Below are 23,530 nucleotides of genomic sequence, written 5' to 3'. Positions count from 1 at the left end.
GCAGCACAACCGGAATGACGGTGAGAGTCGTCGTTCTGGTGCGGCTAGCCTCGGCCCAGCGGTCGCATGGCCGGGCCGTCGGTGCCGTAGCGGGGCGGCTGGGGCGGGCGCTGCTGCGGCGGCTGTGGGCGATGCTGCGGCGGTTGCTGCTGCGGGCGCGGCTGCTGTTGCTGTGATGGCTGCGGGCGGTACCGCGGCTGCTGCGGCTGTTGTTGCGGCGGCAGCGGCTGTTGTTGTTGCGGCTGCTGCGGCCGGTACCGCGGCTGTTGCGGCGGACGCTGCTGCGGCGGCTGCGGCCGATGCTGCGGACGCTGCTGGTGCGGCGGCTGCTGCTGGTGCGGCGCCTGCGGCTGCTGGTGCTGCGGCTGCTGGTGCTGCGGCTGCTGGTGCTGCGGCTGCTGGTGCTGGTGCTGCGGCGGCTGCGGCGGTTGCTGTTGTTGGGGTGGCTGCTGTTGTTGGGGGCGGTGCTGGGGCTGGGGCGGGCGCTGATCGGGGGTGACCGCCGGGAACTGGCCCGTGGACAGCTGCTGCATCGCCGAGCCCCCGGTGCCGCTGCGCGGCTGCTCCGGCATCTCGGCGGGGACGGCCGGATGCTGCCCGGTGGCATAGGCCCGCTGCTGGCCGGTCGCATAGGCCTGCTGCTGGCCGGTGGCGTAGGCCTGAGCGGCCGCCGCCTGGGCCTCCTGCGCCCGCTGTGCCTGCTGCTGCGCCTGCATCTGCTGCTCGTGGGCGGCCATCAGCTGGTCGGCCAGCTCCTGCGGCAGCACCACCGGCAGCGGATCCCGCACCGGCAGAGGCTCGTCGCCGCGCCGCACCACGGTCTCGGCCAGCAGCGCGCGGGCGGCGGCCACCAGCGGACCGCCCTCGTCGGCGGCGCCCGACGGACCCGCCGCGACCAAGCGCAGCATCCAGCGCTGCCCGTCCACGCCGATGAACCGCAGATCGGCGCCCTCGGTGACGGCGTGCAGCTCCCGCCCCCACGGACCGGTCTGGATCGACACCTGCGCGCCGTCGTTGCGCAGCGAATCGCGCAGATCGTTGACCACCGACCGCCACTGCCCCGGCGATTTGGGTGCCGCGTAGGCGGCCACGGTGAGACGGCCGTGCGGGGTGGCCAGATGCACCGCCTGCGGGGTGCCCTCCGGGGTCATCTCCACCTGCAGCTGCCCGCCCTCGGGCACCGGCAGGATCACCGACCCCAGATCAAGGCGCTGATCGGCGACGTCCTCCAGCAGTTCGGCGACGTCGTCGTAGTCGTACGGGCCGGTCCGCTCGGCGGCCCCGGCCCCCTCGAAGTCATAGCGGCCGGGGCCCGGCGCGGGCTCCTCCTCGTACCAGTCGTCCTCGTCGTATTCGTCGGCCGCGTACGGGGTTTCGTCGTATTCGGCCGCCTCGTCGTAGCCGTATTCGTCCTCGTAGTCGTCGTAGGACCGTCTAGGGGGGAGGTCGTCCCCTGCCTTCTTCCTTCGCCCGAACATCGTCATGCCTCCTTGCCGGCCGCCCCACCGGCCGTCTGCGCGGCCAGGCTCGCATGCCCGCCGCTGGACCCGTAACCGCCCGCACCACGCGCGGTCTCGTCGAGCCGATCGACCTCCACGAAGTCCACCAGCTCCACCCGTTGCACCAGCAACTGCGCGATGCGGTCACCGCGCCGCAGCTCGATCCGGGTGCGCGGATCGTGGTTGATCAGGCACACCTTGATCTCCCCGCGGTAGCCCGCGTCGACCGTGCCCGGGGTGTTGACGATCGACAGCCCGGTCTTGGCCGCCAGCCCGGAGCGCGGGTGGATCAGCCCGACCGTGCCGATCGGAAGGGCCACGGCGACACCGGTGCCGACGAGCACCCGCTCCCTCGGCTCCAGGATGACGTCCTCGGTGGTGCACAGGTCCACACCCGCGTCGCCCGGATGCGCACGGGTGGGAACGGGGATGCCGGGATCGAGCCGCAGCAGGGGGATAGGTGGAATACCGGTCACGTACAGCGAGCCTACGCGGTTGTTCCCCGGCCATGGCAGCGACGTGGCCGGAACCGCGCCGCATCCCAATAACGCGACGACCTGCTGCCCGCCGCGATCCGGCGGTATGCGCTGACTTAGTCTGGATGTCGTGTCCGACCAGCCCACGGCAGACCCCGATTCCGCCCCCTCCGCACCAGGGCCCGAGACCATGAGCCGACCCGCGACCGACACCCCCGCCTACTCCGAGAGGCTGTGGGTTCCGCTGTGGTGGTGGCCGGTGGGCCTGGCCATCGCCGGCCTGCTGGCGGCCGAGATCCACATGGGCGCACCGGGAGTCCGGGCCTGGCTGCCGTACGTGCTGCTGCTGCCGGTACCGGTGTGGGCACTGGTGTGGCTGAGCCGCCATCGCGTGGAGGTCGGGCCGGATGCGCACGGAACCACCGAATTACGAGCGGACCGCGCCCATCTGCCGGTAACGTATGTGGCCCGGGCGGCGGCGGTCCCGGCCAGCGCGAAGAGCGCGGCACTGGGCAGACAGCTCGACCCCGCCGCCTATGTCCAGCATCGCCCCTGGATCGGGCCGCTGGTCCTGCTCGTCCTCGACGACCCGGACGATCCGGCGCCGTACTGGCTGGTCAGCACGCGCCACCCCGACCGGGTCCTGAAAGCGCTAGGAGTTCCGAACAAGGACTGACCGTCCTGAAAGCGCTCGGCGCCCGGAACGCGAGCCGACCGGCTGCGTGGCTGTGCGCAGCGGTTGGTCGGACTGCGTATCGGGCGCGAACGAGTACTGTCCGCGCTCGGCGAACCGAGCGCGGGCCGATGAAATTACCCCGGTGCCTGACTATCAGGCTGCGCAATCCATGCAGATCAACTGACCACCGGATTCGGTGGCGAGCCGACTGCGGTGATGAACCAGAAAACAGCTCGAGCAGGTGAACTCGTCGGCCTGTTTCGGGATCACCCGAACCGACAGCACTTCCTCGGACAGGTCCGCGCCGGGAAGTTCGAACGATTCCGCGGTATCGCTGTCGTCGACATCCACGACGGCGGACGCGGCTTCGTTGCGACGAGCCTTCAGCTCCTCGAGCGAGTCCTCCGACGGTTCGTCGGTTTCACTACGCCTCGGTGCGTCATAGTCGGTTGCCATGTCGTCTTCCCCTCGTCCTCACTCCGTATATCCCGGACCGTCCCCACCGCCGCCGATCCCCTGCGGAATCGACTCGGCGAGATCCGTCCCGCCGGTGGTGTACGTCACGTGTACACCTGTCGCCGACCGGGCCAGACCTGGCAGATCTGTACCGGATCGCGCTCGGTCAACGCAGGACATGCCCTGGTTGTTCCCGAAATCTCGGCCCTGATTCACATCGGTCGATTCGAATCGGCCGCCAGACAATAGCGGACACCGGGGCAAAAGTCGCAATCAAAACCCGAGCGCGTCGAAACTGACCAGGAATCGTCATCGCGACCGGGGAACGACCCCCGATTCCGTGTCCGACCGTCGAGCGAATCGTTACCCGGGCGATATCTGCCGCACAGCGAAGTCTCGGAAGCGATCGGCCGCCACGCGGCGGCGTCCGCATGCGGGATTGTCCGGCGCGAACTCGTAAGGTGTGCGTGTGGTTTCACTGCTCACCGAAGGCAGCCCCGTCGACGACAAGGGTCGACCGTTCCTGCGCCGCCGGTATCAGCCCTGGGTCGCCCTGGTGGCGATCCTGGCACTGATCTGCGCGATCGTCTGGATCAAGGCGCTGACCACCGAGGACGCCAGCCGCACGGCGATGGCCTGCAACTCGCCGACGCCCGCCGCCGACCCGAACGCGCCGAAACCGGCGCCGCTGGGCGAGCGGGTCTCCTCGTCGCGGCTACAGGACGTGGAACCGGCCCCGCTGGCGCAGTCCAAGGTGCGCGTCTACAACGCCTCCGGCCAGCGCGGCATGGGCGAGCACATCGCCTCGCGCCTGAGCGACCTCGGCTTCGCCAGCCCGCCCGCGCCGCAGTTCGCCAACGATCCCGTCTACGTCAACGGCGATCTGGAATGCACCGGCCAGGTCCGCTTCGGCGTCAACGGCCGACCGGCCGCCGCCGCGGTACAGCTGGTGGCGCCGTGCGCGGAGCTGATCGAGGACAAGCGCGGCGACGACACCGTGGACCTGGCGCTGGGTTCGCTGTTCGGCAACGAGCTGCGCCCGTCCACCGACGCCGAGGAGGTGCTGCGGGCGCTGAAGAACCCCGCACCGGGCGGTCCGGAGATCGACTCGACCCTGCTCGACGCCGCCCGCCAGGGGAAGTGCTGACCTCCCCGCATTCCCGGCATGCCTCCCCGCATTCCCGGCATGCCTCCCCGCATTCCCGGCATGCCTCCCCGCATTCCCGGCATGCCTCCCCGCATTCCCGGCATGCTTTTGGCCGGGATCCACACGCACGGCGCGGCTAGCTCTCCGGGATAGGCTCCGACACGCCGAGCCGGTCGAGCAATTCGAGCAATTCGTCCGCGATGTCCGGGGCGGAGGCGACGACCAGCTCGCCGGTCTTGCTGATCGTCCCCGCCGGGGGCAGCACCACCCGCGCGCCCGCCTCGGCGGCGATCAGCGCGCCCGCGGCCCAGTCCCAGGTGTTGAGCCCGTGCTCGTAGTGGGCGTCGACGAGACCGGCGGCGACCATGCACAGATCCAGGGCGGCCGAACCGATCCGGCGGATGTCGCGCACGTGCGGCAGCAGCTCCGCGATCAGTTGCCCCTGCCGGGCGCGCCGGGTCGCCCCGTAGCCGAATCCGGTGGCCAGCAGCGCCATACCGACCGTCCCGACCTCGTTGCAGCGCAGCGTGATTGCCGTCCCGCCGCGGTCGGTGCGGGTGGCGCCCGCGCCCAGTCCGGCGCTGTAGGTATGCCCGCCCGCGACATCGGCGACCGCGCCCGCGAGCGACCGGCCGCCGCGCATGGCGGCCACCGACACGGCGTAGGCGGGGATGCCGTACATGAAGTTCACGGTGCCGTCGATCGGGTCGACCACCCACACGACCTGCGAATCGTCCCCGAGGCTGCCGCCGCCCTCCTCGCCCAGCACCCGCTCGCCCGGCCGCAGCTCGGCGAGCAGCCGCCGGATCAGCTGCTCGGCCTCCGTATCGACCACCGTGACCGGGTCCGTGGGCGAACTCTTGGCCTGCACGGCGTCCTGCGCGCTCTCGCCGTCGCCGAACACCTCGGGCCGCCGGGCGCGCACGTGCGCCGCGGCGGTCTGGGCGAGATGCACTGCGATACGGCGCAATTCGGCGATCTCGGCGGGATCGGCCGGGCCCTGGCCGGTCCGGTGCGGGTCGGTTGCCGCGGCGGTGACTGATGAGTTCGATTCGCGCACGATTCCCATCGCAACACAGATCGCCCGCGGGGCGCATTAGGCTTGTCGGGCACGACACACATCGGTTGTCGGGCAACCCGTCACACAATGCCGTGTATCGTGCCGCGCGCACTGTGATCAGGTCGGCACCACAGGGAAACGAGGAGACTGTCAATGTCCGCTCGGGGGCAAGCATTCGGTATCGATATCGGGGGTAGCGGCGTCAAGGGCGCGGTGGTCGACCTGGCCACCGGCGAGCTCGCGCACGAACGCATCAAGATCGCCACGCCGCAGCCGTCCACCCCGAACGCGGTCGCCGAGACGGTCGCGAAACTGGTCGCCCAGGCCGACTGGGACGGCCCGGTCGGGCTCACCCTGCCCAGCGTCGTGGTCAACGGCATCGCCCGCACCGCCGCCAACATCGACAAGTCCTGGATCGATACCGATGCCCGGCAGCTGTTCTCTCTCGCGCTCGGCGGGCGCGAGGTGGTGGTGCTCAACGACGCCGACGCCGCCGGTCTCGCGGAGGACCGCTACGGCGCGGCCCGCGACACGACCGGGCTCGTCATGCTGCTGACCTTCGGCACCGGGATCGGCTCGGCGCTGCTCTACCACGGCACGCTGGTGCCGAATACGGAATTCGGCCACATCCTGGTCGACGGCAAGGAGGCCGAACACCGCGCCGCATCCTCGGTGAAAGAACGAAAGAAGCTGTCCTACAAGGAATGGTCGCATCAGGTGACCAAGGTACTGGTCACGCTCGAGAACCTGCTCTGGCCGGACGTTTTCGTCGCCGGCGGCGGCATCAGCCGCGACGCCGAGCACTGGATCCCGTTGCTGGGCAACCGGACTCCGGTGGTGGCCGCGCATTTGCGGAATACCGCGGGCATCGTCGGCGCCGCCATGGCCGTCGATGGCGGTATCGCGCCATGATCGAGCCGACAACCTGCGAGGCTGGGGCATAGCACTCCGTCCGGATCGTTACAATGGAACGCATGACCGGCGGTGAGCCGGAAACCGACCCCGGCCGGAGAGCCGGGTTAACCCCGACAGAACCGCTCCGCCGGAAGATGAATCTGGCGTGACGCCGCACGAGACCGTCACGAAAGGGCGTACGTGGTAGCCACGAATACCCGAGAGACCGCCGAATCGGCCGAGGCCGCCGACTCCACCGACAGCGCCGCGGCACGGCCGGTCAAGAAGGCTGCCGCCAAGAAGGCTCCCGCCAAAAAGGCCGCCGCTAAGAAGGCGCCCGCCAAGAAGGCCGGCGCCAAGGCCGCAGTCAAGAAGGCACCGGGCAAGAAGGCCGGCGCCAAGAAGGGCACGCCCGGCGCCGAGGGCGAGGGCGAGGAGAACCTCGACGACGAGTCGATCGAACTCGAGGGTGACCTCGACGACCTCGAAGTCTCCGAGGACGACCTGGCCGAGGACGAGGTCGTCGAGGAGGTGACCGTCGCCGACGACGAGGAGGCCGAGGAGGCCGACGAGCCGACGGAGAAGGACAAGGCCTCCGGCGACTTCGTCTGGGACGAGGAGGAGTCCGAGGCGCTGCGGCAGGCCCGTAAGGACGCCGAACTCACCGCCTCCGCCGACTCGGTGCGCGCCTACCTCAAGCAGATCGGCAAGGTCGCGCTGCTCAACGCCGAGGAGGAGGTCGAGCTCGCCAAGCGGATCGAGGCCGGTCTCTACGCCACGGAGAAGTATCGCGAGCTCACCGAGAAGGGCGACAAGCCGCCGGTCCAGCAGCGCCGCGACCTGAACTGGATCATGCGCGACGGCAACCGCGCCAAGAACCACCTGCTCGAGGCGAACCTGCGCCTGGTGGTCTCGCTGGCCAAGCGCTACACCGGCCGCGGCATGGCGTTCCTGGATCTCATCCAGGAGGGCAACCTGGGCCTGATCCGCGCGGTCGAGAAATTCGACTACACCAAGGGCTACAAGTTCTCTACGTACGCCACCTGGTGGATCCGGCAGGCCATAACACGCGCCATGGCCGACCAGGCCCGCACCATCCGCATCCCGGTGCACATGGTCGAGGTCATCAACAAGCTGGGCCGGATCCAGCGCGAGCTGCTGCAGGACCTGGGCCGCGAGCCCACGCCCGAGGAACTCGCCAAGGAAATGGACATCACGCCGGAGAAGGTGCTGGAGATCCAGCAGTACGCGCGTGAGCCCATCTCGCTGGACCAGACCATCGGCGACGAGGGCGACTCGCAGCTGGGCGATTTCATCGAGGATTCCGAGGCGGTCGTCGCGGTCGACGCGGTGAGCTTCACCCTGCTGCAGGATCAGCTGCAGTCGGTGCTGGAGACGCTGTCCGAGCGCGAGGCGGGCGTGGTGCGGCTGCGCTTCGGCCTCACCGACGGCCAGCCCCGCACCCTCGACGAGATCGGCCAGGTCTACGGGGTCACCCGCGAGCGCATCCGCCAGATCGAGTCGAAGACGATGAGCAAGCTCCGCCACCCCAGCCGGTCCCAGGTCCTGCGCGACTACCTGGACTAGGCGCCAGCTACGCGACGAACGCCGCCGGGATCCGATCCCGGCGGCGTTCGCTGCGTCTCGTCCCGGTGCACCTCCCCGGCAGAGTGTGAGGGCTTCGGCGGCAAGCCGGTTCGCACCGACTCGCCGGGGCGGTTACCGGCGTTCCTCTCGTCCCAGCAGCAGACTGGACAGTCGTGGATCAGTTGGTGTTGGTGTTCGTGCTGGCGTTCGCCACGATCCTGGCGCAGCCGCTGGGGCGACGCACCGGGCTGGCTCCGGCGGTGTTGATGACGGTGTTCGGGCTGATCCTCGCGGTCATTCCGTTCGTCCCGAACATCGATGTCAATCCCGAACTGATCCTTCCCCTCGTGCTGCCACCGCTGCTGTACGCCTCGGCGCGGCGGACCTCGTGGCAGCAGTTCGCCGACAATGCCGGGGCCATCCTGCTCCGTGCGGTCGGCTTGGTCGTCGCGACGGCCGTGGCGGTGGCCGCGGTGTTCCATGCCTGGTATCCGGCACTGCCGCTGGGCGCCGCGCTGGCGCTCGGTGCGCTGGTGGCGCCGCCGGATCCGGTCGCGGTCAGCGCGCTGGCCGACCGGCTCGGGCTGCCGCGCCGCCTGGTCTCGGTGCTGGAGGGCGAGGGGCTGTTCAACGACGTGACCGCCGTGGTGCTCTACAACGTCGCGGTGCAGGCCGTGGTGACCGGCCGCTTCTCGGCCTGGCACACCGCGTTCGAATTCCTCGTGTCGGCGGTGGTCGCGATCGCGGTCGGGCTGGCGCTGGGCTGGGCGGGCGGCAAGCTGATGCGCAACCTCGACGAGGCCGCCTGGCAGGTGGCGCTGGGACTGCTGCTGCCGTTCGCCGCGTACGGCCTGGCCGAGCTCTGGCACGGGTCCGCGGTACTGGCGGTACTGCTGTGCGCGCTGTATCTGACCGATGCGGCAACGGATTTCAGCGACAGTGCCTACCGGATCGTGGGCGACTCGTTCTGGGACGTCATCGATATGCTCGTCACCGGCATCGCGTTCGGGCTCATCGGCCTCGAGCTCACCACGGTGCTCGCCGCCACCGGACCGGACTGGGAGCGGCTGCTCGGCGGCGCGGCCGCGGTCGTCGCCGTGGTCGTCTTCCTGCGGCTGATCTGGCTGCTGCTCACCACGGAGGTCTTCCAGCGCTGGTGGCGCCGCCGCGACGCCGACGAGCCCTACACCTGGCGGGAGTCGATCGTCACCTGGTGGGCGGGGATGCGCGGTGTGGTCACCGTGGCGCTCGCGCTGGCCGTGCCCTTCGCGACCGACACCGGCGAGGCGTTTCCCGGTCGCGCGGAGATCCTGTTCATCGCGTTCGCGGTCGTGCTGTTCACCCTGCTGCTGCAGGGGCCGACGCTCCCGGCGGTGGTGCGCGCCACCGGCGTCAAGGCCGATACCGAACACGAACGGGTACTGGAGAAGCGGCTGTGGACCCGGATCCTGCGCGCCGAACTGGCCCGCCTCGAGGAGATCGCGGACAGCGAGGACCTGCCCGACGAGGTGTACCAGCGCATGCGAGACGGCTTCGAACGCCGGCTCGCCCGCGCCGACCCCGAGGCCGCCGAGGCCACCGACGACGCCAAATCCGTCGACCGGGCGCTGCGGTTCTCCGGCAAGATGCGCGCGATCAGCAACGAGGTGCTCGAGGCCGGACGGACCGAGGCGCTGGCCGCGCGGCGCGAACCCGGCATTCCGCCCGATGTGGTCGACCGGCTGATGCATCGGCTGGATCTGCGGCCCATGCCGCCGATGTAGGGCGGTTTACACCCGACACCCATCAGCCCACACTTGGGCGGTTCTCAGGCGGCGCCCGCAGAGTCGGGGCGTGGACAAGTTGGTGCTGGTGTTCGTGTTGCTGCTCGCGACCATTCTCGCGCAGCCGATCGCGCGCCGCACCGGGCTCGCACCCGCGGTGCTGATGACCGTGTTCGGCTGCGCGCTGGCTCTGCTCCCCTTCGTGCCGACAACGCGGTTCGATCCGACATTGATTCTGCCCCTGGTGCTTCCGCCCCTGCTGTACACCGCCGCGCGGCGGACGTCGTGGCGGCAGTTCGCGGCGAACTGGGGCACCATCGGGCTGACCGCCGTCGGACTGGTGGTCGCGACGGCGGTCGCGGTCGCGGCCGCCGCGCACGCCTGGCATCCGGCCGTCCCCTTCGCCGCGGCGCTGGTGCTGGGCGCCCTGGTCGCGCCGCCGGATCCGGTGGCGGTGTCGGGGATCGCCGGACGGCTGGGCCTGCCGCGGCGGCTGGTGTCCGCTCTGGAGGGCGAGGGGCTGTTCAACGACGTCATCGCGGTCGTGGTCTACACCGTGGCGGTGCAGGCGGTGTCGACCGGCCACTTCTCGGCCTGGCACGCCGCGTGGGATCTCGTCGTCTCGGCCGCGGTGGCGTTCGCCGTCGGCCTGGTCCTCGGCTGGTGCGGCACCAGGCTCGCGCGGCGGCTGGACGAGGCGAGCTGGCAGGTGGCGCTCGGACTGCTGCTGCCGTTCGCCGCGTACGGATTGGCCGACGCCTGGGGCGGATCCGCGGTACTGGCCGTCCTGGTGTGCTCGCTGTACTTCAGCGAAACGGCCCTGAGCTGCTGCGCCTCCGACTACCGCCTGATGGGCGATTCGTTCTGGAAGATCACCGAAATGCTGGTGACCGGATTCGCCTTCGGCCTCGTCGGCCTGGAACTGCGCAGCGCGCTGACGGGAGTGGGCACGGCGTGGCCCGGCCTGCTCGGCATCGCGGCCGCCGTGGTCGCGGTGGTCGTCGCGCTGCGCCTGGGCTGGCTGACCGTGATCTGGGCGCCACTGCATCGCTGGTGGCGCCGCCGCGAGGTGGACGAGCCCTACACCTGGCGGGAAACGCTGGTCACCTGGTGGGCCGGTCAGCGCGGCGTGGTCACGGTGGCCCTGGCGCTGGCGGTCCCGTTCACCACCGACACCGGGGCGCCGTTCCCGGGGCGGGACGAGATCCTGTTCATCGCCTTCGCGGTCGTGCTGTTCACCCTGCTGGTGCAGGGGCCGACGCTGCCGATGGTCGTGCGCGCCACCGGGATTCGCGCCGATTCCGTCTCCGACCGCGAGTTCGAGCGGTTGCTGTGGCGGCGCGTGCGCGACGCGCAGCTCACCCGTCTCGACCAACTCGCCGCCGCCGAACGGCTGCCCGACGACATCTACCGCTCCCTGCGGGAGGGGTTCGCCGACCGGCCGACCTTCGCCACCGGCACCGATACCCGGGTCGCCGTGTCGACCGGGCGCACCCTGCGGATCACGGGCCCGCTCTCGCGGATCACGACCGAAGTCCACGCCGCCGGGCGCCGGGAGGCGGTGGCCGTGCGCCGCGAGCCCGCGGCGCCGACCGAGGTCGTCGACCGCGTCATCCGGCACCTGGATCTGCGCATCCACCTGCACCGGCCGGAGAATCGCTGAGCGGAGCACGCAACCGGTCGGCACGGAATATGTTGCGCGAGAGCCACTTCGACCGCCGATGTCCGATTGGTCGGATTGTGTCGAGCGGGGTCGACACCGATCCCCGGCGCCGCAACCCGCGACCGGCACGTCAGCTACCTGCGCGCATGGTGGCCAGCAAACCCAGCTAATTCTTTGGAAGATCCTGCGGCAAATTTACTACCTGTTGGTTCGCGGCTATGGTTCGGCGTATTGCCGTCGAGCGATCGGCGGGAATCGTTCTGGCAAGGAGCTCGCATGCTGGAAATCGACCACTTCACCTACGGCTGGCTGACTCCCGCTCTGGCCTATCTCATGTCCGTCACGGGCTCGCTGCTGGCGCTGCGCTGCATGGTCCGTGCGCGCACGGGCAGCCGGAACGACGGGTGGATCGTCACGGCGGCCATCGCACTCGGCGGCACCGGGATCTGGGTCATGCATTTCATTGCGATGCTGGGCTTTTCGGTCCACAACGCGACCATTCGCTACGACGTGCCGATCACGTTGATCAGCGCCGCGATCGCGATGGCGGTGGTGTGGGTCGGCCTGGCCATCGTGATGCGGCGGCACCGCGGCCTGTTCGCGCTGCTGACCGGCGGCGCGATCACCGGACTCGGGGTCGCCGCCATGCACTACTCGGGCATGTACGCGATGAAGACGAATGCGGCGGTGCGATACGACCCGTGGGTCGTGCTGCTGTCGATCGTCATCGCCGTGGTGGCGGCGACCGCGGCGCTGTGGTTCGCGCTGCATGTGCGCGGCCTCGCGGCCACCGTCGGCGCGGCGCTGATCATGGGCGTGGCGGTGTGCGGCATGCACTACACCGGCATGTTCGCCATGCACGCGCACATGGCCACACACCTGCACGCCCCGGTCGGCGCGCAGGCCCATCAGCTGCTGACGCCACTGATCATCGGCGTCGGCATGGTCACCCTGCTGTTGCTGTTCCAGGTCGGCATCACCGATATCGACGAGCCCGACCTCAGCCGCATCCGGGGCCAGTACGCCAGCCGCTACTGGCCCAGCCGAACCCGCCCCGCCGATCTCCGCGCACCCGACCGCATCGACCCGCCCGACCACCGCTGGTAACCACCCGCCCGCGCCACCCTTCCCGCACCCCTTGCGTGTTCCCGCACCACTTGCAGCGCCTTGCAGGTGGTGCGGGAACGAGCAAGTGGTGCGGGAAGGGTGGCGCGGCGGGAGCGTGCCGTGGCGCGTCGGCGGGCGGGCGGGGCGATCCCGGGCGAAACTTACTGGCGTGCCCGCCTCCGTCCTGCATCATTACCGCTCCCCCTGGACGCGGACCATCGATGTTCGCGAGGAACTGCGGGCGGTGCGCGACTGGTGGCACGGCCCCGAGCGGGTGTACCGGGCCGCGCGGGCGGTGCGGGACTTTCTGGGCGGCGCCCCCGCCAGCTGCGCCTACGCGTTCACGCTGTTCGTCACCTGGTGGACGCTGCGGGGCATCAGCGATATCGCCGGGCATCGGTTGATCCTCTCGGCGTCCACCAACCTGCACAACATGCAGCGCGATCCGGTTCAGGTGCTGGTGGCGTCGGCGTTCTGGACCGAGGGCGGGTTCCCGTGGGCGATCGTGCTCGGCTTCCTGACCGTGATGGCCTTCGCCGAACGCTGGCTGGGCACCGTGCGCTGGGTGCTCGTGTTCGCCATCGGCCACGTCGGCGCGACGCTGCTCACGGTCACCGGCATCGCCTACGCCGTCGACCACGGACTGATCCCGCTGAAGGTGGCGGTGGTGTCGGATGTCGGTGCGTCCTACGGATTCTCGGCGATTCTCGCCGCCCTGACCTTCCATCTGCCCGGCGGCGCCCGGCTGGTGTGGGCGGGCGGGCTGCTCGGCTGGTTCGGGCTGGCGGCCTGGCACGGCCGCACCTTCACCGACTACGGCCACCTGACCGCCGTCCTGCTCGGGTTCCTGGTCGGCGCCATCGCATCGGTGGCCTCGCGGCAACTGGAACGACGGAAACGGCCGCCTCAGCCGGTGGCGGGCGCGGGCCGCTGACCGCGCTGCACCAGCCGCACGGCGGGTTCGACGACACGCGCGGCGACGGGGCCGAGTATCGCCATCAGCAGCACGTAGGCCGAGGCGAGCGCGGCCAGATCGCCGTCGACCGCCCCCATGGTCACCGCCAAACCCGCGATGACGATGGAGAATTCGCCGCGGGCGACCAGCGCGGCACCGGCACGGGCGCGGCCCATCCGCCGAATGCCCTGCCGCCGCGCCGCGTACCAGCCGGTGGCGATCTTGGTCAGTACGGTCACCACCGCCAGCACCACCGCCCAGCCCAGCACCGGCGGTATCGCGCGGGGATCGGTATTGAGCCCGAACGCCACGAAGAAGATCGCCGCGAACAGGTCGCGCAGCGGCTCCAGCATCTTGGCGGCGTTCTGCGCGGTGGACCCGGAGATGGCGATGCCCAGCAGGAATGCGCCGACCGCGGCCGAGACGTTCAGCGCCGAGGCGATCCCGGCCACCAGCAGGGCCGCACCCAGCAGTTTGAGCAGGAACACCTCCTTGTCGGAGGAGTCCACGATCGCCGACACGTACCGTCCGTACCGCAGCGCCACCACCAGCACCAGGGTGATCGCCAGCAGGGCGATCGCCAGCGAACGGAGCCCGGCCAGGTATCCGATCCCGGCCAGCAGAGTGGTCAGGATGGGCAGGTATACCGCCATGGCCAGATCCTCGAACACCAGGATCGACAGCACCACGGGCGTTTCACGGTTACCCAGCCGTCCCAGATCGTTGAGCACCTTCGCCGCGATTCCGGACGAGGAGATGTAGGTGACGCCGCCCATCGTCACCGCGCCGACCACCCCCCAGCCGAGCAACAGCGCTACCACTACCCCGGGGGTCGCGTTGGCGACGAGATCGAAGACGCCGGCCAGCCAGGACCGGCGCAATCCCGTCACCAGCTCCGCCGCGGTGTACTCCAGGCCCAGCAGCAACAGCAGCAGCACGACGCCGATCTCCCCGGCGACGTGACCGAACTCGATGGCGGACTCCAGCTGGATCACGCCACCTCGGCCGAACGCGAGACCACCCAACAGGTACAGGGGAATCGGCGACATCCCGAAACGACCGGCCACCCGGCCGAGCATGCCCAGGGCGAACAAGATCGAACCGAGTTGAACCAGTGCTAACGCGGTGGAGCCCACCGACTCACCCGTCGGTCAGAATCGCCAGGGCCGAGTCCAGCCCGTCGGGAGTGCCGACGACGACCAGCAGGTCGCCGGTGGCCAGCACGAAGTCGGGGCCCGGTGACGGATGCACCTGTCCGGCCCGCATCGCCGCGACGATCGAGGCCTTGGTGCGCGTGCGCATGCGCGTCTCGCCCAGCATGCGGCCCTGATACGGCGATCGTTCGCCGATCGGCAGCTGCCGTGTGACGATGCCGGGCATATCGCGGTGGTCGGCGTTGAGCTTCTCCACCAGCTGCGGCGCGCCGAGCAGGTTCGCCAGGGCCGCCGCCTCGTCGGTGGTGAGCGGGACCTGCGCGGCACAGGCGTCCGGGTCGTCGGACTTGGAGATGATCAGGTCCAGGCCGCCGTCGCGGTGGGCGACGACACCGACCCGTCGCCCCGATCGCACCTCGAAGTCCTTGCGTACCCCGATCCCGGGCAGCGCTGTCACGTCGACGTTCACATGTCCAGCCTAGGCGGCGACAGCGCCGTGACCGAATGGAGCCGAGCGCGCGGCCCGGCAAACCGGTCCTCAGGCGGGTGGCGGCGGTTCGGCGAACGCACCGTCCGGCCCCGGCCGATAGTCCGTGACCGCCGTCACGGCCGCGAACGGCAACGGCCCGTACAGGTGTGGGAACAGCATGGATTCGGGATCGGTAGGAACGCCGGGCTCCCAGCGCACGGGGGCGGCGAGCAAATCGGGATCGAGCCACAGCAGCACCAGATCTCGGCGCCCCGCGAACAGCCGGTTCGCGGGCAGGTGCACCTGCCGCGGCGTGGACAGGTGGACGAACCCGGCCTCGTCCAGCGAGGGCGGGCGGCGCTGCCCCGTTGCCCGGGCGGAGTCCCACTCCGCGCGGGTGCACATGTGAACCAGCGTGTCCGCCTTGGCCTTTCGGGCATCGTCGTCGTGCATCGCTCGACCCTATCCGCCGAGCACCGGGAACCGCACCCGCGGGCAAGCCGTTGGCCTCGGAGTTTGCCGCAAGCGGAGTGTGATTGTCGGTGCCGCGGGGTAGTCTCCCGATAGACAACTGGATCGGCCTGTTCACGGAAGTGGTTGCTACGCTTCGCCCCGCGCTGACCGGCTGTTCGCTTTCGGCGAAACGCCTGGTCATGTTAGGGAAAACACAAAGAAACATCTCCGGGAACAAAGCCCCCGTCCCGAACGTCTGACAGAGTAGTCATACACCACTGCTGGGAAGTAGCGGTAGCGAGCTCGCGGAAGGGACCGCGAGCCCCACACCCAGGCGAACGGTCTTCTGCGCCGGGAGCCAGGACGGAGGAGTCATGCCAGGAACACTGACTAGCACCCCACTGACCGCGGTCGACCGTTGCGACCGCTGCGGGGCGGCCGCACGCGTGCGTGCGACCCTTCCCGGCGGTGGCGAGTTGCTCTTCTGCCAGCATCACGCCAACGAGCACATGGATCGTCTCAAAGAGCTCGAGGCCGTGATCGATACAGAGTCGGCACCGGCGCTGTAATCAGCTCCTTCAGTCCGATGGAAAACTGAACCCTCCAATCGAACATCCCGAACGGGCGGCCCGGTGGCCGCCCGTTCCGCGTGCCTAGCCGGTCAGCCCGGCCTCGATGCCCGTGAGCATTCGGTCCAGCCCGTAGTAGAAGGCCCCGTCCGGATCGCCGGGCGCCTGATACTTCTCCCCCACCGCCGCCCCGACCCGTCCCGACAGCGGATAGTCCGCGGTAGGCATGACCTGAGTCAGCAAGGGGCCGTGGACCTCCCACCACTCGGCGTCGGTCATCTCCCGCGCGCTGCGCCGCGCGGCCACCGCCATCCGGGCGTTGCCGGTGGCGAACTCCGACAGCACCGCGATCACCCGATCCATCTCGATATCGGTCAGCCCGACGCCCTCCAGCGCGGCCAGCTGGCGCTCGTAGCGGCGCATCCGGCCCGGACCCAGTACCAGGCGCCACGGCGGCACCTCCAGCAGCCAGGGATGGGCGAGCAGCTCGGCACGCACCTGAACGGCGATCGCGGCCATCCGCTCGCGCACCGGCAGGGCCGGGTCGATGGGCGCGTCCTCGGCGGCGACGGCATCCACCATCAGGATGATCAGCGCCTCCTTGCTGGGCACGTACGTGTAGAGGGACATCGGGCCCAGGCCGAGTTCGGCGGCGACCGCGCGAATGGAGATCCTGTCGTACCCGTCGCGGTCGGCGATCGCGACCGCGGCGCCGACCACGTCGTCGACGCTGACCGTCTGCTTGGGCCCGCGCGCGCCCGGCCGGGGCGGCAGCTCCTCCCGCCACAGCAGGGTCATCAGCTGTTTCGCCTGTTCGACGGCCGAATCCTCGACCATGGCACTCCTCGGGGAATATCAGTACGATGTACGAAGTTACAGTACCTCGTACATCGTACGTATATCGGGAGGTTCCGCTCTGCCCACCCAGGCCACCTATCTGCCGGACCGGCACATGTTCGCGCTGTGGACGTGGACCGGCTCCGCCTCCGGGCCCGCGCCGGACCCCGGGGACAGCGAGCCGATTCCGCTCGCGATCCCGGCACCGGACGGCACCGTGATCGCGGCGACCACCGTGGACTGCACGCTGACCGAGCCGGAGCGATTCGCGTCGCTGCCGATCGCCGATCCGGGCGGCTCCGTCCTCGCCTGGCGCGCGATCCTGCACGCCGACAACGCCGAGGCCGAAGATACGGCCCCCGCCGCCCGAAGCGCGGCGGCGGACTCCGAGCGTGCCGCCGTGGCCGGACGGGCAACGCCCACCGCACCGGATCTGCGGGCCGATGACAGCCTGGGCGATCTGCCACCGGCCGGACATGCGGTGCCCAATGCCGCCCGTACGGCGATCGTCTCGGCCGAACGGGCGGTGCGGGCCTGCGTGGGGAGCGAGGCCGTAGCGGCGGAACTGCGCACGACCCTGAAGGCGGAGCTGCGGCCCTATCAAGCACGCGGCATCGCCTGGCTGCGCGAAACCGCCGAGACGCACGGCGGGGCGGTCCTCGCCGACGAGATGGGGCTGGGCAAGACCGTGCAGGCGATCGGGTACCTGCTCGGCCGGGCCGGCACGGGCCCGCAGCTGGTGGTCTGCCCGACCTCGCTGGTCGGCAACTGGGCACACGAGATCGAGCGTTTCGCGCCGGGCCTGCGCCCGATCATGTGGCGCGGCGGCGATCTCGACCTCGCCACGCCGGGAACGGTTGTGGTGACCGGATATCCGACACTGCGCGGACACGGGCAGAAGGTCGCCGAACTGCATTGGGCAACCGCTATTTTCGATGAGGCGCAGGTGCTGAAGAACCCGCGCACCCAGGTGTCGCGCGCGGCGCGCACCTTGCACGCCGACGCCCGCATCGCGCTCACCGGCACGCCCGTGGAAAACCACCTCGACGAGCTGTGGGCGCTACTCAATCTGGTTGTGCCCCGGGCCTTCACGCACAAGGCGCAGTTCCGGCGCCGGTTCGTGCGGCCCATCCACGAGGGTTCCGAGCGGGCCGCCGTCCGGCTGCGCGACACTCTCGAGCCGATCGTGCTGGCGCGCAAGAAGATCCAGGTGGCGGCCGCGCTGCCGCCGAAGATCCACACCGATCTGGTGTGCGATCTCACCGACGAGCAGCAGCGGCTCTACGACCGCTTGCTCGACAAGGCCGAGGCCGAGGGGTTCGGCAGCGGCGCGCAGCGGCACAGCCGGGTGCTCGCCGCGCTGACGGCGCTCAAGCAGGTCTGCAATCATCCGGGTCTGATCACCGGCGAGCTGGACGAGCTGGCGGGCCGCTCCGGCAAGTTCGACGTGTGCGCCGACATTCTCGCCAATAATCTCGATATCGACTCTCCCACACTGGTTTTCACGCAGTATCGGCGCACCGGCGAGCTGCTGGTCCGGCACTGCGCCGAGCAGTTCGGCGTGGTGGCGCCGTTCTTCCACGGCGGCCTGAACACCGCCGAGCGCGCCGATATCGTGCGGCGGTTCCAGGCTCCGGACGGCCCGCCCGTGCTGGTACTGAGCCTGCGAGCGGCGGGGACCGGACTGACGCTCACCCGCGCGGCCGATGTGGTGCATTACGACCGCTGGTGGAATCCGGCGGTGGAGGCGCAGGCGTCGGACCGGGCGCATCGGATCGGGCAGACCCGGCCGGTCACCATCACCACCCTCACTACCGGCACGACGGTGGAGGAGCACATCGCCGGAATGCACGGCCGCAAGTCCGCGCTGGCCGACCTCACCGACACCGACGCGGCGGGTTCCGGCTCGGGCATCGCCGCACTGGCCCGCCTCGACGACGAACACCTGCTCGAGATCCTGCGCCGGAAGCGAGGGAACTGACTTGGCAGACAACGAATTCGGCTATACCGCCTGGGGCATGGACTGGGTACGACTGGCCGAGCCGCTGCGTGTGTCGCGCCCCGAGCCGCTGCTCCCCCGCGCCCGCAGTATCGCCCGCAACGACGGTGTCCAGCTCGAGATCGAGGGCAGTGTGGTGCGCGCCGCCATCCATCGCGGCGGCCAGGCATCGGTCACCCACGTGGAGCTGACACGGCTGCCCGCGGCCACGATCACCGCCCTCGCGGCGCTGATCCCGGCGGATACGGTCGAACTGGCCGACAGCGTCCACGAGTCGATCCGGGCCGCGGGCCTGTCCGTCGCCCCGCAACTGCTGTCCACGGACTGCTCCTGCTCGGCCCGCAAGCCCCGCTGCCTGCACCTGCTCGCCACCTGCTACGCCCTGGCCCGCCGCGTAGACGAATCCCCTTGGCTCGCACTGGATCTCCAGGGCTACCGGGATTCCGCCACCGCCCCTGCCGACACCGGCGCGCCGCTACCCCGCTGGACAGCGCTCGACACCCTCGACCCCGCAACGTTCTTCGACCTCTCCGCATAAGCCAACCGACTGCGGGAACCGGTTGTCTGCCGACCGGTGGGAGTGGTCAGGCGGGGCGGTGGGCTCGGAATCGGAAGCTGCTTGTCCCGGTTTCGATGTCGATGTCGGTGAAGCCGATTCGGGTGAGGCGAGCGCACAGGGTGTCGGGTGGGACCGGGACGCAGGTGTCGCCCAGGTGGATGAGGCGGAAGCCGGGACTGTCCAGGCCGTCGCTGCCCGCGAAGACGCCGCCGGGGCGCAGCACGCGCAGTGCCTCGGCGAACAGGGCGTCCTGCCGGGCGGGTGACGGCACGTGGTGCAGCATGGTGAAGCAGATGACGGAGCTGAATTCGGTGTCCGGCAACGGCATTGCGGTGCCGTCGCCGTCGACCACCCGCACCCGGCCGCCCTTGCGGTCGCGCAGCCGGGCGGCCAGCGCGGGATCGATCTCCAGTCCGGTCAGCGTCGGCACACGCTGCCGCAGTGCCTCGATATTGGCGCCGTAGCCGGGGCCGACCTCGAGCGCGGAGTCGCCGAGGTCGAGGCCCGTCAGGGCCCACGGCACGATCCGGGTGGCGCTCGCGCGCTCCCACAGGGCCGAGCGGCACAGGACGCGATGCAAGATGTTCATCCCCATGGCCGCGACGGTACGGAGCCGCGCCTCTGGCCACGAGACGCTACGCTGCCAGATTGTGTCGCAGAACGGTCAATCGGTGCTCTCCACCGCCGCACCGACCGGGCCCACCGCCATGGTGTTCGGCAACGGCGTGCTGCCCGCCGGATTCTGGTTCGATCCGCACCGGCATCCGCAGCACCAGATCGCCTGGGCGTCACGGGGAGTCATCGCGGTCGAGGTCGGCGGCGGCCACTGGGTGCTGCCGCCGACGCGGGCGCTGTGGATCCCCGGCGAGACCACGCATCGCACCGGGGCCCTGCAGGGGGCGGCGATGCGCGGGATCTACGTCGAACCCGACCGCTGCCCGGTCGCCTTCACCGAGCCCACCCTGCTGCGTGTCGGTCGCCTGCTGCACGAGCTGTTCGACCACCTCACCGGATCCGGAAACCCCGGCGCCACACCGGAGTTCGTCGATCTCGACGCCGAGCTCGATCCGGGGCAGCGCCACCGCGCCGAGGCCGTGGTGTTCGACCTGCTCGAGCCGGTCGAGGTGATCCCGGTGGGCGCTCCGCTGCCCACCGATCCGCGGGCTCGGACGGTCGCGGACGCGCTGCTGCGGGACCCCGCCGACGACCGCACCCTCTCGCAGTTCGCCCCCGACGCCGCCGCCAGCCCGCGCACGCTCGCCCGGCTGTTCCTGGCCGAGACCGGAATCACCTTCGGGCAGTGGCGAACTCAGATCCGGCTGGCGGCCTCGCTGCCGCTGCTGGCGAGCGGGCTCCCGGTGGCCCGCATCGCCGAGCGGGTCGGCTACGCCTCCCCCAGCGCCTACGTCGCCGCCTTCCGGCGGGCGGTCGGCGTGCCGCCGGGCCGATACTTCGCCCGTTAGCCCGGCAAGTGGTGTCGCGGTCGACCACGCATCCTCTCCCCCCACCGGCCGTGTCGAACATCGCCACCACACAAGCCCGTGGCCGGTCTGCCCACGAGGCCCGTATTTCGCCCGGCAGCACAGCAACTGGCGCCGCGGTCGACCACGTGGTCTCCCGACCGGCCGTGTCGGACGTCGTCACCGCACGGGCCCGTGGCCGGTCTGCCGCCGGGCCCGTATGTCGATCGGTAGCTCAGGAGTTGGTGCCGCTGTCGACGGTCATGACGGCGCCGTTGACCGAGCGGCCGTCCGGACCGGCGAGGAAGGCCACCATGGCGGCGACATCGTCGGGCCCGGCGTACCGGCCCAGCGGATTGAACTGCAGCTGCTGATCGGCGTGGTCGCCGTCGGACGGGTTCATCTCGGTGTCGGTGGAGCCCGGCTGCACCAGGTTCACCGTGATTCCGCGCGGACCCAGTTCGCGCGCAAGGGCTTTGGTGAAGCCGTTGAGCGCGGACTTGCTCAGGTTGTACAGCGCCAGGCCGCCGAACAGCGCGCGGTCGGTCAGGTTCGAGCCGATGCTGATGATCCGGCCGCCCTCGCCCATATGCGCCACCGCGGCCTGGGCGGCGACGAAGGGCGCCCGCGCGTGGATGTGCAGTGCCTGGTCGATGTCGTCGAGGGTGAACTCCTCGAACGGCTTGGCCGGGAAGATGCCCGCATTGTTGACCAGGATGTCGAGACCGCCCAGCTCCTCGGCGGCGCGGTGCACCGCGGCCGTGGTCTCCCCCGCGTCGGCGCTGTCGGCCCGTACGGCCAGCCCGCGACGACCCAGCGCCTCGATCTCGGCCACCACCTTGCGCGCGCTCTCCTCGCCGCTGCGATAGGTCAGCGCCACATCCGCGCCCGCCGCGGCCAGTCGCCGCGCGATCGCCGCGCCGATGCCACGGCCGCCCCCGGTCACGAGGGCCACGGTGCCGGTCAGGTCGTTCATCTCTGCGCTCCTAATTCTGTGTCGATCAGTACATAAATAACTCAACCAGACGACGCCGGCCGGCGTCAAGAGGTATATTTAACGATCGACACAGAAAGGAGCGATCGTGGGCGAACGCGGACGACCCCGCGCCTTCGACCGCGCGCTCGCACTGCGGCGCGCCATGGAGGTGTTCTGGGAGCACGGCTACGAGGGCGCCTCGATGAGCGACCTCACCGCCGCCATGGGCATCAACTCGCCCAGCCTCTACGCGGCCTTCGGCGGTAAGGAGCAGCTGTTCCGCGAGGCGGTGGGCCTGTACGGGTGCACCGAGGGCAGCTATACCGAACGAGCCCTGCGCGAGGAACCCACCGCCCGCGCCGCCATCGAGGCGATGCTGCGGGACAACGCCGTCGCCTACGTCGACGGCACCACCCCGCGCGGCTGCATGGTCGTCCTGGCCGGATCCACCTACACCACCCGCAACACCGCGATCCGCGACTTCCTCACCGAAAAGCGCAGGGGCACAGTCGAAGACATCCGCCACCGCATCGACCGCGGTATCGCCGACGGGGATCTCCCCGTCGGCACCGACGCCGCCGAACTGGCCGACTTCTACGCTACCGTCCTGTTCGGCCTGTCGGTTCAGGCTCGCGACGACGCCGATCTACGACAGCTCAACCGCTCCATCGACCGCGCCCTGGCGGCCTGGCCCGTCCCGGAACCGGCGGCACACTGACCGCGTAGATCCTGTGTCGCACACCATGATCCGGCCGGACCGGCGCCGACCCCGGCGGCATGCGGCGGCCGGATCGACCCGGCCGCCGTCCGGCGTGCTATCGAAGGACCATGTATCCCGAGCCGGGCGAAGTGCTGCACTTCTCCGAGGACCCCACCATCACCCGCTTCGTCCCCCACGTCGCGCCGACCGCGCGGGAGCCCGCCGCCTACGTGTGGGCGGTCGACCGGTCGAGATGCGCCGACTACTGGTTCCCCCGCGACTGCCCGCGAGCCATGGCATGGACGGCGCCGGACACCACGATCGCCGATCGCGACCGCATCCTCGGCCCCGGCGGCGGCGACCGGGTACACGCGATCGAATACCGCTGGCTGAACGCGCTGCGCACCGTCACGCTGTTCGCCTACCGACTGCCCGCCGGACCGTTCCGCCCGCACGGCGACCCGGTCCCGCACGCACACGTCGCCACCGTGCCGGTCGAGCCGCTGGCGCCACCGCGGGCGGTGGGTGATCTGCTCGAACTCCAGGAGGCCGCCGGAATCCAGCTTCGCGTGCTGCCGAACCTCTGGGACTTCTGGGACGCCGTGGTCGGCAGCTCCCTGGGCTTCAGCGGCATCCGGATGCGCAACGCGCGGCCGCGCGGCTGAACGCTACATGCGGCGGAGGGCGGTGATGCGCTGGGAGAGCTGGTCGGCGGTGGCCAGAGCCGTTGGGGGGCCGCCGCATTCGCGGCGGAGTTCGCCGTGGATCACGCCGTGGGGCTTGCCGGTGCGGTGGTGATGCATGGCGACCAGGCTGTTGAGTTCGCGGCGCAGCTCGCTCAGGCGATCGGCGGTGGCGACGCGTTCGGCGGCCGCCGCGACGCTCGGCCCCGGCTCCGCACCCCCGGCGGCGGCCGCGCTGCGCTCCTCGACCTGGCGGGTCTGGCGGTCGCGCAGCAGCGCGCGCATCTGCTCGGCGTCGAGCAGGCCCGGAATGCCGAGGTAGTCGGCCTCCTCGTCGCTGCCCGCGAAGGTCGCGGTGCCGAAGGAGTCGCCGTCGTAGATCACCTGG

General features: G+C 70.4%; 23 protein-coding genes and 2 pseudogenes. 14 read left to right on the top strand and 11 right to left on the bottom strand.

Annotated features, from left to right (window positions below; translation table 11 throughout):
- Positions 1-515: 515 nt before the first annotated feature.
- Positions 516-1,478, bottom strand: a pseudogene (locus NM1_RS32295) (DUF3710 domain-containing protein); the annotation flags it as partial.
- Positions 1,479-1,480: 2 nt separating this feature from the next.
- Positions 1,481-1,975, bottom strand: a complete 495-nt coding sequence (gene dut, locus NM1_RS32290) for a dUTP diphosphatase (RefSeq protein WP_084520251.1) — start codon at positions 1,973-1,975, stop codon at positions 1,481-1,483.
- Positions 1,976-2,165: 190 nt separating this feature from the next.
- Between dut and NM1_RS32285 the strand changes: the two genes are divergently transcribed.
- Entirely contained in the window at positions 2,166-2,651 is a 486-nt protein-coding gene (locus tag NM1_RS32285) for a DUF3093 domain-containing protein (RefSeq protein ID WP_068028763.1), read from the top strand.
- A 153-nt stretch (positions 2,652-2,804) separates the two neighbouring features.
- Here the strand turns inward: NM1_RS32285 and NM1_RS32280 are convergent, their stop codons facing one another.
- The gene (locus tag NM1_RS32280; protein ID WP_068028760.1) at positions 2,805-3,107 is read right to left on the bottom strand and encodes a DUF4193 domain-containing protein; all 303 of its coding nucleotides are present in this window, start codon (positions 3,105-3,107) and stop codon (positions 2,805-2,807) included.
- 469 nt (positions 3,108-3,576) lie between these two features.
- On the opposite strand from NM1_RS32280, the gene cei reads away from it, so the two are divergent.
- On the top strand, positions 3,577-4,254 hold the full coding sequence (gene cei, locus NM1_RS32275) for an envelope integrity protein Cei (RefSeq protein WP_068028758.1): 678 nt from the start codon (positions 3,577-3,579) through the stop codon (positions 4,252-4,254).
- A gap of 136 nt (positions 4,255-4,390) precedes the next feature.
- On the opposite strand, the gene NM1_RS32270 is transcribed toward cei, so the two are convergent.
- Positions 4,391-5,323: an inositol monophosphatase family protein gene (locus NM1_RS32270; RefSeq protein ID WP_084520249.1), complete on the bottom strand. Its 933-nt coding sequence runs from the start codon at positions 5,321-5,323 to the stop codon at positions 4,391-4,393.
- A gap of 144 nt (positions 5,324-5,467) precedes the next feature.
- Between NM1_RS32270 and ppgK the strand changes: the two genes are divergently transcribed.
- From ppgK to NM1_RS32240, 6 genes are all read left to right on the top strand, one after another.
- Positions 5,468-6,226, top strand: coding sequence for a polyphosphate--glucose phosphotransferase (ppgK, locus tag NM1_RS32265; protein WP_068028755.1), 759 nt, complete (start codon positions 5,468-5,470; stop codon positions 6,224-6,226).
- 183 nt (positions 6,227-6,409) lie between these two features.
- Entirely contained in the window at positions 6,410-7,795 is a 1,386-nt protein-coding gene (locus tag NM1_RS32260; RefSeq protein ID WP_068028752.1) for an RNA polymerase sigma factor, read from the top strand.
- A gap of 173 nt (positions 7,796-7,968) precedes the next feature.
- Entirely contained in the window at positions 7,969-9,558 is a 1,590-nt protein-coding gene (locus tag NM1_RS32255; RefSeq protein WP_068028749.1) for a Na+/H+ antiporter, read from the top strand.
- A 70-nt stretch (positions 9,559-9,628) separates the two neighbouring features.
- Positions 9,629-11,221, top strand: coding sequence for a Na+/H+ antiporter (locus NM1_RS32250; RefSeq protein ID WP_068028745.1), 1,593 nt, complete (start codon positions 9,629-9,631; stop codon positions 11,219-11,221).
- Positions 11,222-11,497: 276 nt separating this feature from the next.
- Positions 11,498-12,328: an MHYT domain-containing protein gene (locus NM1_RS32245; protein ID WP_068028743.1), complete on the top strand. Its 831-nt coding sequence runs from the start codon at positions 11,498-11,500 to the stop codon at positions 12,326-12,328.
- A gap of 169 nt (positions 12,329-12,497) precedes the next feature.
- Complete coding sequence (locus NM1_RS32240) at positions 12,498-13,262, top strand: rhomboid-like protein (protein WP_068028741.1); 765 nt, start codon at positions 12,498-12,500, stop codon at positions 13,260-13,262.
- Here the strand turns inward: NM1_RS32240 and NM1_RS32235 are convergent.
- From NM1_RS32235 to NM1_RS32225, 3 genes are all read right to left on the bottom strand, one after another.
- The gene (locus tag NM1_RS32235) at positions 13,235-14,419 is read right to left on the bottom strand and encodes a cation:proton antiporter (RefSeq protein ID WP_084520248.1); all 1,185 of its coding nucleotides are present in this window, start codon (positions 14,417-14,419) and stop codon (positions 13,235-13,237) included. The genes NM1_RS32240 and NM1_RS32235 overlap by 28 nt on opposite strands.
- 4 nt (positions 14,420-14,423) lie before the next feature.
- Positions 14,424-14,906 (bottom strand): cation:proton antiporter regulatory subunit, encoded by a 483-nt coding sequence (locus tag NM1_RS32230; RefSeq protein ID WP_068028739.1) that lies wholly within the window; start codon positions 14,904-14,906, stop codon positions 14,424-14,426.
- A 69-nt stretch (positions 14,907-14,975) separates the two neighbouring features.
- Complete coding sequence (locus NM1_RS32225) at positions 14,976-15,359, bottom strand: DUF952 domain-containing protein (protein WP_068028736.1); 384 nt, start codon at positions 15,357-15,359, stop codon at positions 14,976-14,978.
- 374 nt (positions 15,360-15,733) lie between these two features.
- Between NM1_RS32225 and NM1_RS44280 the strand changes: the two genes are divergently transcribed.
- Positions 15,734-15,928, top strand: coding sequence for a DUF7455 domain-containing protein (locus tag NM1_RS44280; protein ID WP_068028733.1), 195 nt, complete (start codon positions 15,734-15,736; stop codon positions 15,926-15,928).
- 84 nt (positions 15,929-16,012) lie between these two features.
- Here NM1_RS44280 and NM1_RS32215 read toward each other — a convergent pair whose 3' ends face one another.
- Complete coding sequence (locus NM1_RS32215) at positions 16,013-16,765, bottom strand: TetR/AcrR family transcriptional regulator (protein ID WP_068028730.1); 753 nt, start codon at positions 16,763-16,765, stop codon at positions 16,013-16,015.
- Positions 16,766-16,880: 115 nt separating this feature from the next.
- Between NM1_RS32215 and NM1_RS32210 the strand changes: the two genes are divergently transcribed.
- A complete protein-coding gene (locus NM1_RS32210; protein WP_068028774.1) occupies positions 16,881-18,746 on the top strand; it encodes a DEAD/DEAH box helicase in 1,866 nt (621 codons plus the stop codon).
- A 1-nt stretch (position 18,747) separates the two neighbouring features.
- Positions 18,748-19,302, top strand: coding sequence for an SWIM zinc finger family protein (locus NM1_RS32205; protein ID WP_068028727.1), 555 nt, complete (start codon positions 18,748-18,750; stop codon positions 19,300-19,302).
- Positions 19,303-19,348: 46 nt separating this feature from the next.
- On the opposite strand, the gene NM1_RS32200 is transcribed toward NM1_RS32205, so the two are convergent.
- A complete protein-coding gene (locus tag NM1_RS32200; RefSeq protein WP_068028724.1) occupies positions 19,349-19,918 on the bottom strand; it encodes a class I SAM-dependent methyltransferase in 570 nt (189 codons plus the stop codon).
- 55 nt (positions 19,919-19,973) lie between these two features.
- Here NM1_RS32200 and NM1_RS32195 point away from each other — a divergent pair, with 55 nt between their 5' ends.
- On the top strand, positions 19,974-20,786 hold the full coding sequence (locus NM1_RS32195; protein WP_246011628.1) for an AraC family transcriptional regulator: 813 nt from the start codon (positions 19,974-19,976) through the stop codon (positions 20,784-20,786).
- Between the two features lie 232 nt (positions 20,787-21,018).
- Here NM1_RS32195 and NM1_RS32190 read toward each other — a convergent pair whose 3' ends face one another.
- Positions 21,019-21,759: an SDR family NAD(P)-dependent oxidoreductase gene (locus NM1_RS32190; protein WP_068028721.1), complete on the bottom strand. Its 741-nt coding sequence runs from the start codon at positions 21,757-21,759 to the stop codon at positions 21,019-21,021.
- Positions 21,760-21,865: 106 nt separating this feature from the next.
- Here NM1_RS32190 and NM1_RS32185 point away from each other — a divergent pair, with 106 nt between their 5' ends.
- Positions 21,866-22,477 (top strand): TetR/AcrR family transcriptional regulator, encoded by a 612-nt coding sequence (locus tag NM1_RS32185; RefSeq protein ID WP_068028718.1) that lies wholly within the window; start codon positions 21,866-21,868, stop codon positions 22,475-22,477.
- A 110-nt stretch (positions 22,478-22,587) separates the two neighbouring features.
- On the top strand, positions 22,588-23,124 hold the full coding sequence (locus NM1_RS32180) for a DUF6886 family protein (protein WP_068028714.1): 537 nt from the start codon (positions 22,588-22,590) through the stop codon (positions 23,122-23,124).
- Between the two features lie 3 nt (positions 23,125-23,127).
- Here the strand turns inward: NM1_RS32180 and NM1_RS32175 are convergent.
- Positions 23,128-23,530 (bottom strand): annotated as a pseudogene (locus tag NM1_RS32175) (ATP-dependent helicase); the annotation flags it as partial.

The sequence above is a fragment of the Nocardia mexicana NBRC 108244 genome, assembly GCF_001613165.1.
In the GTDB taxonomy this organism is placed as follows: Bacteria; Actinomycetota; Actinomycetes; order Mycobacteriales; family Mycobacteriaceae; genus Nocardia; species Nocardia mexicana.
The sequence above is the reverse complement of the archived record's forward strand: the minus strand, read 5'-3'. Positions and strand labels throughout refer to the sequence as shown.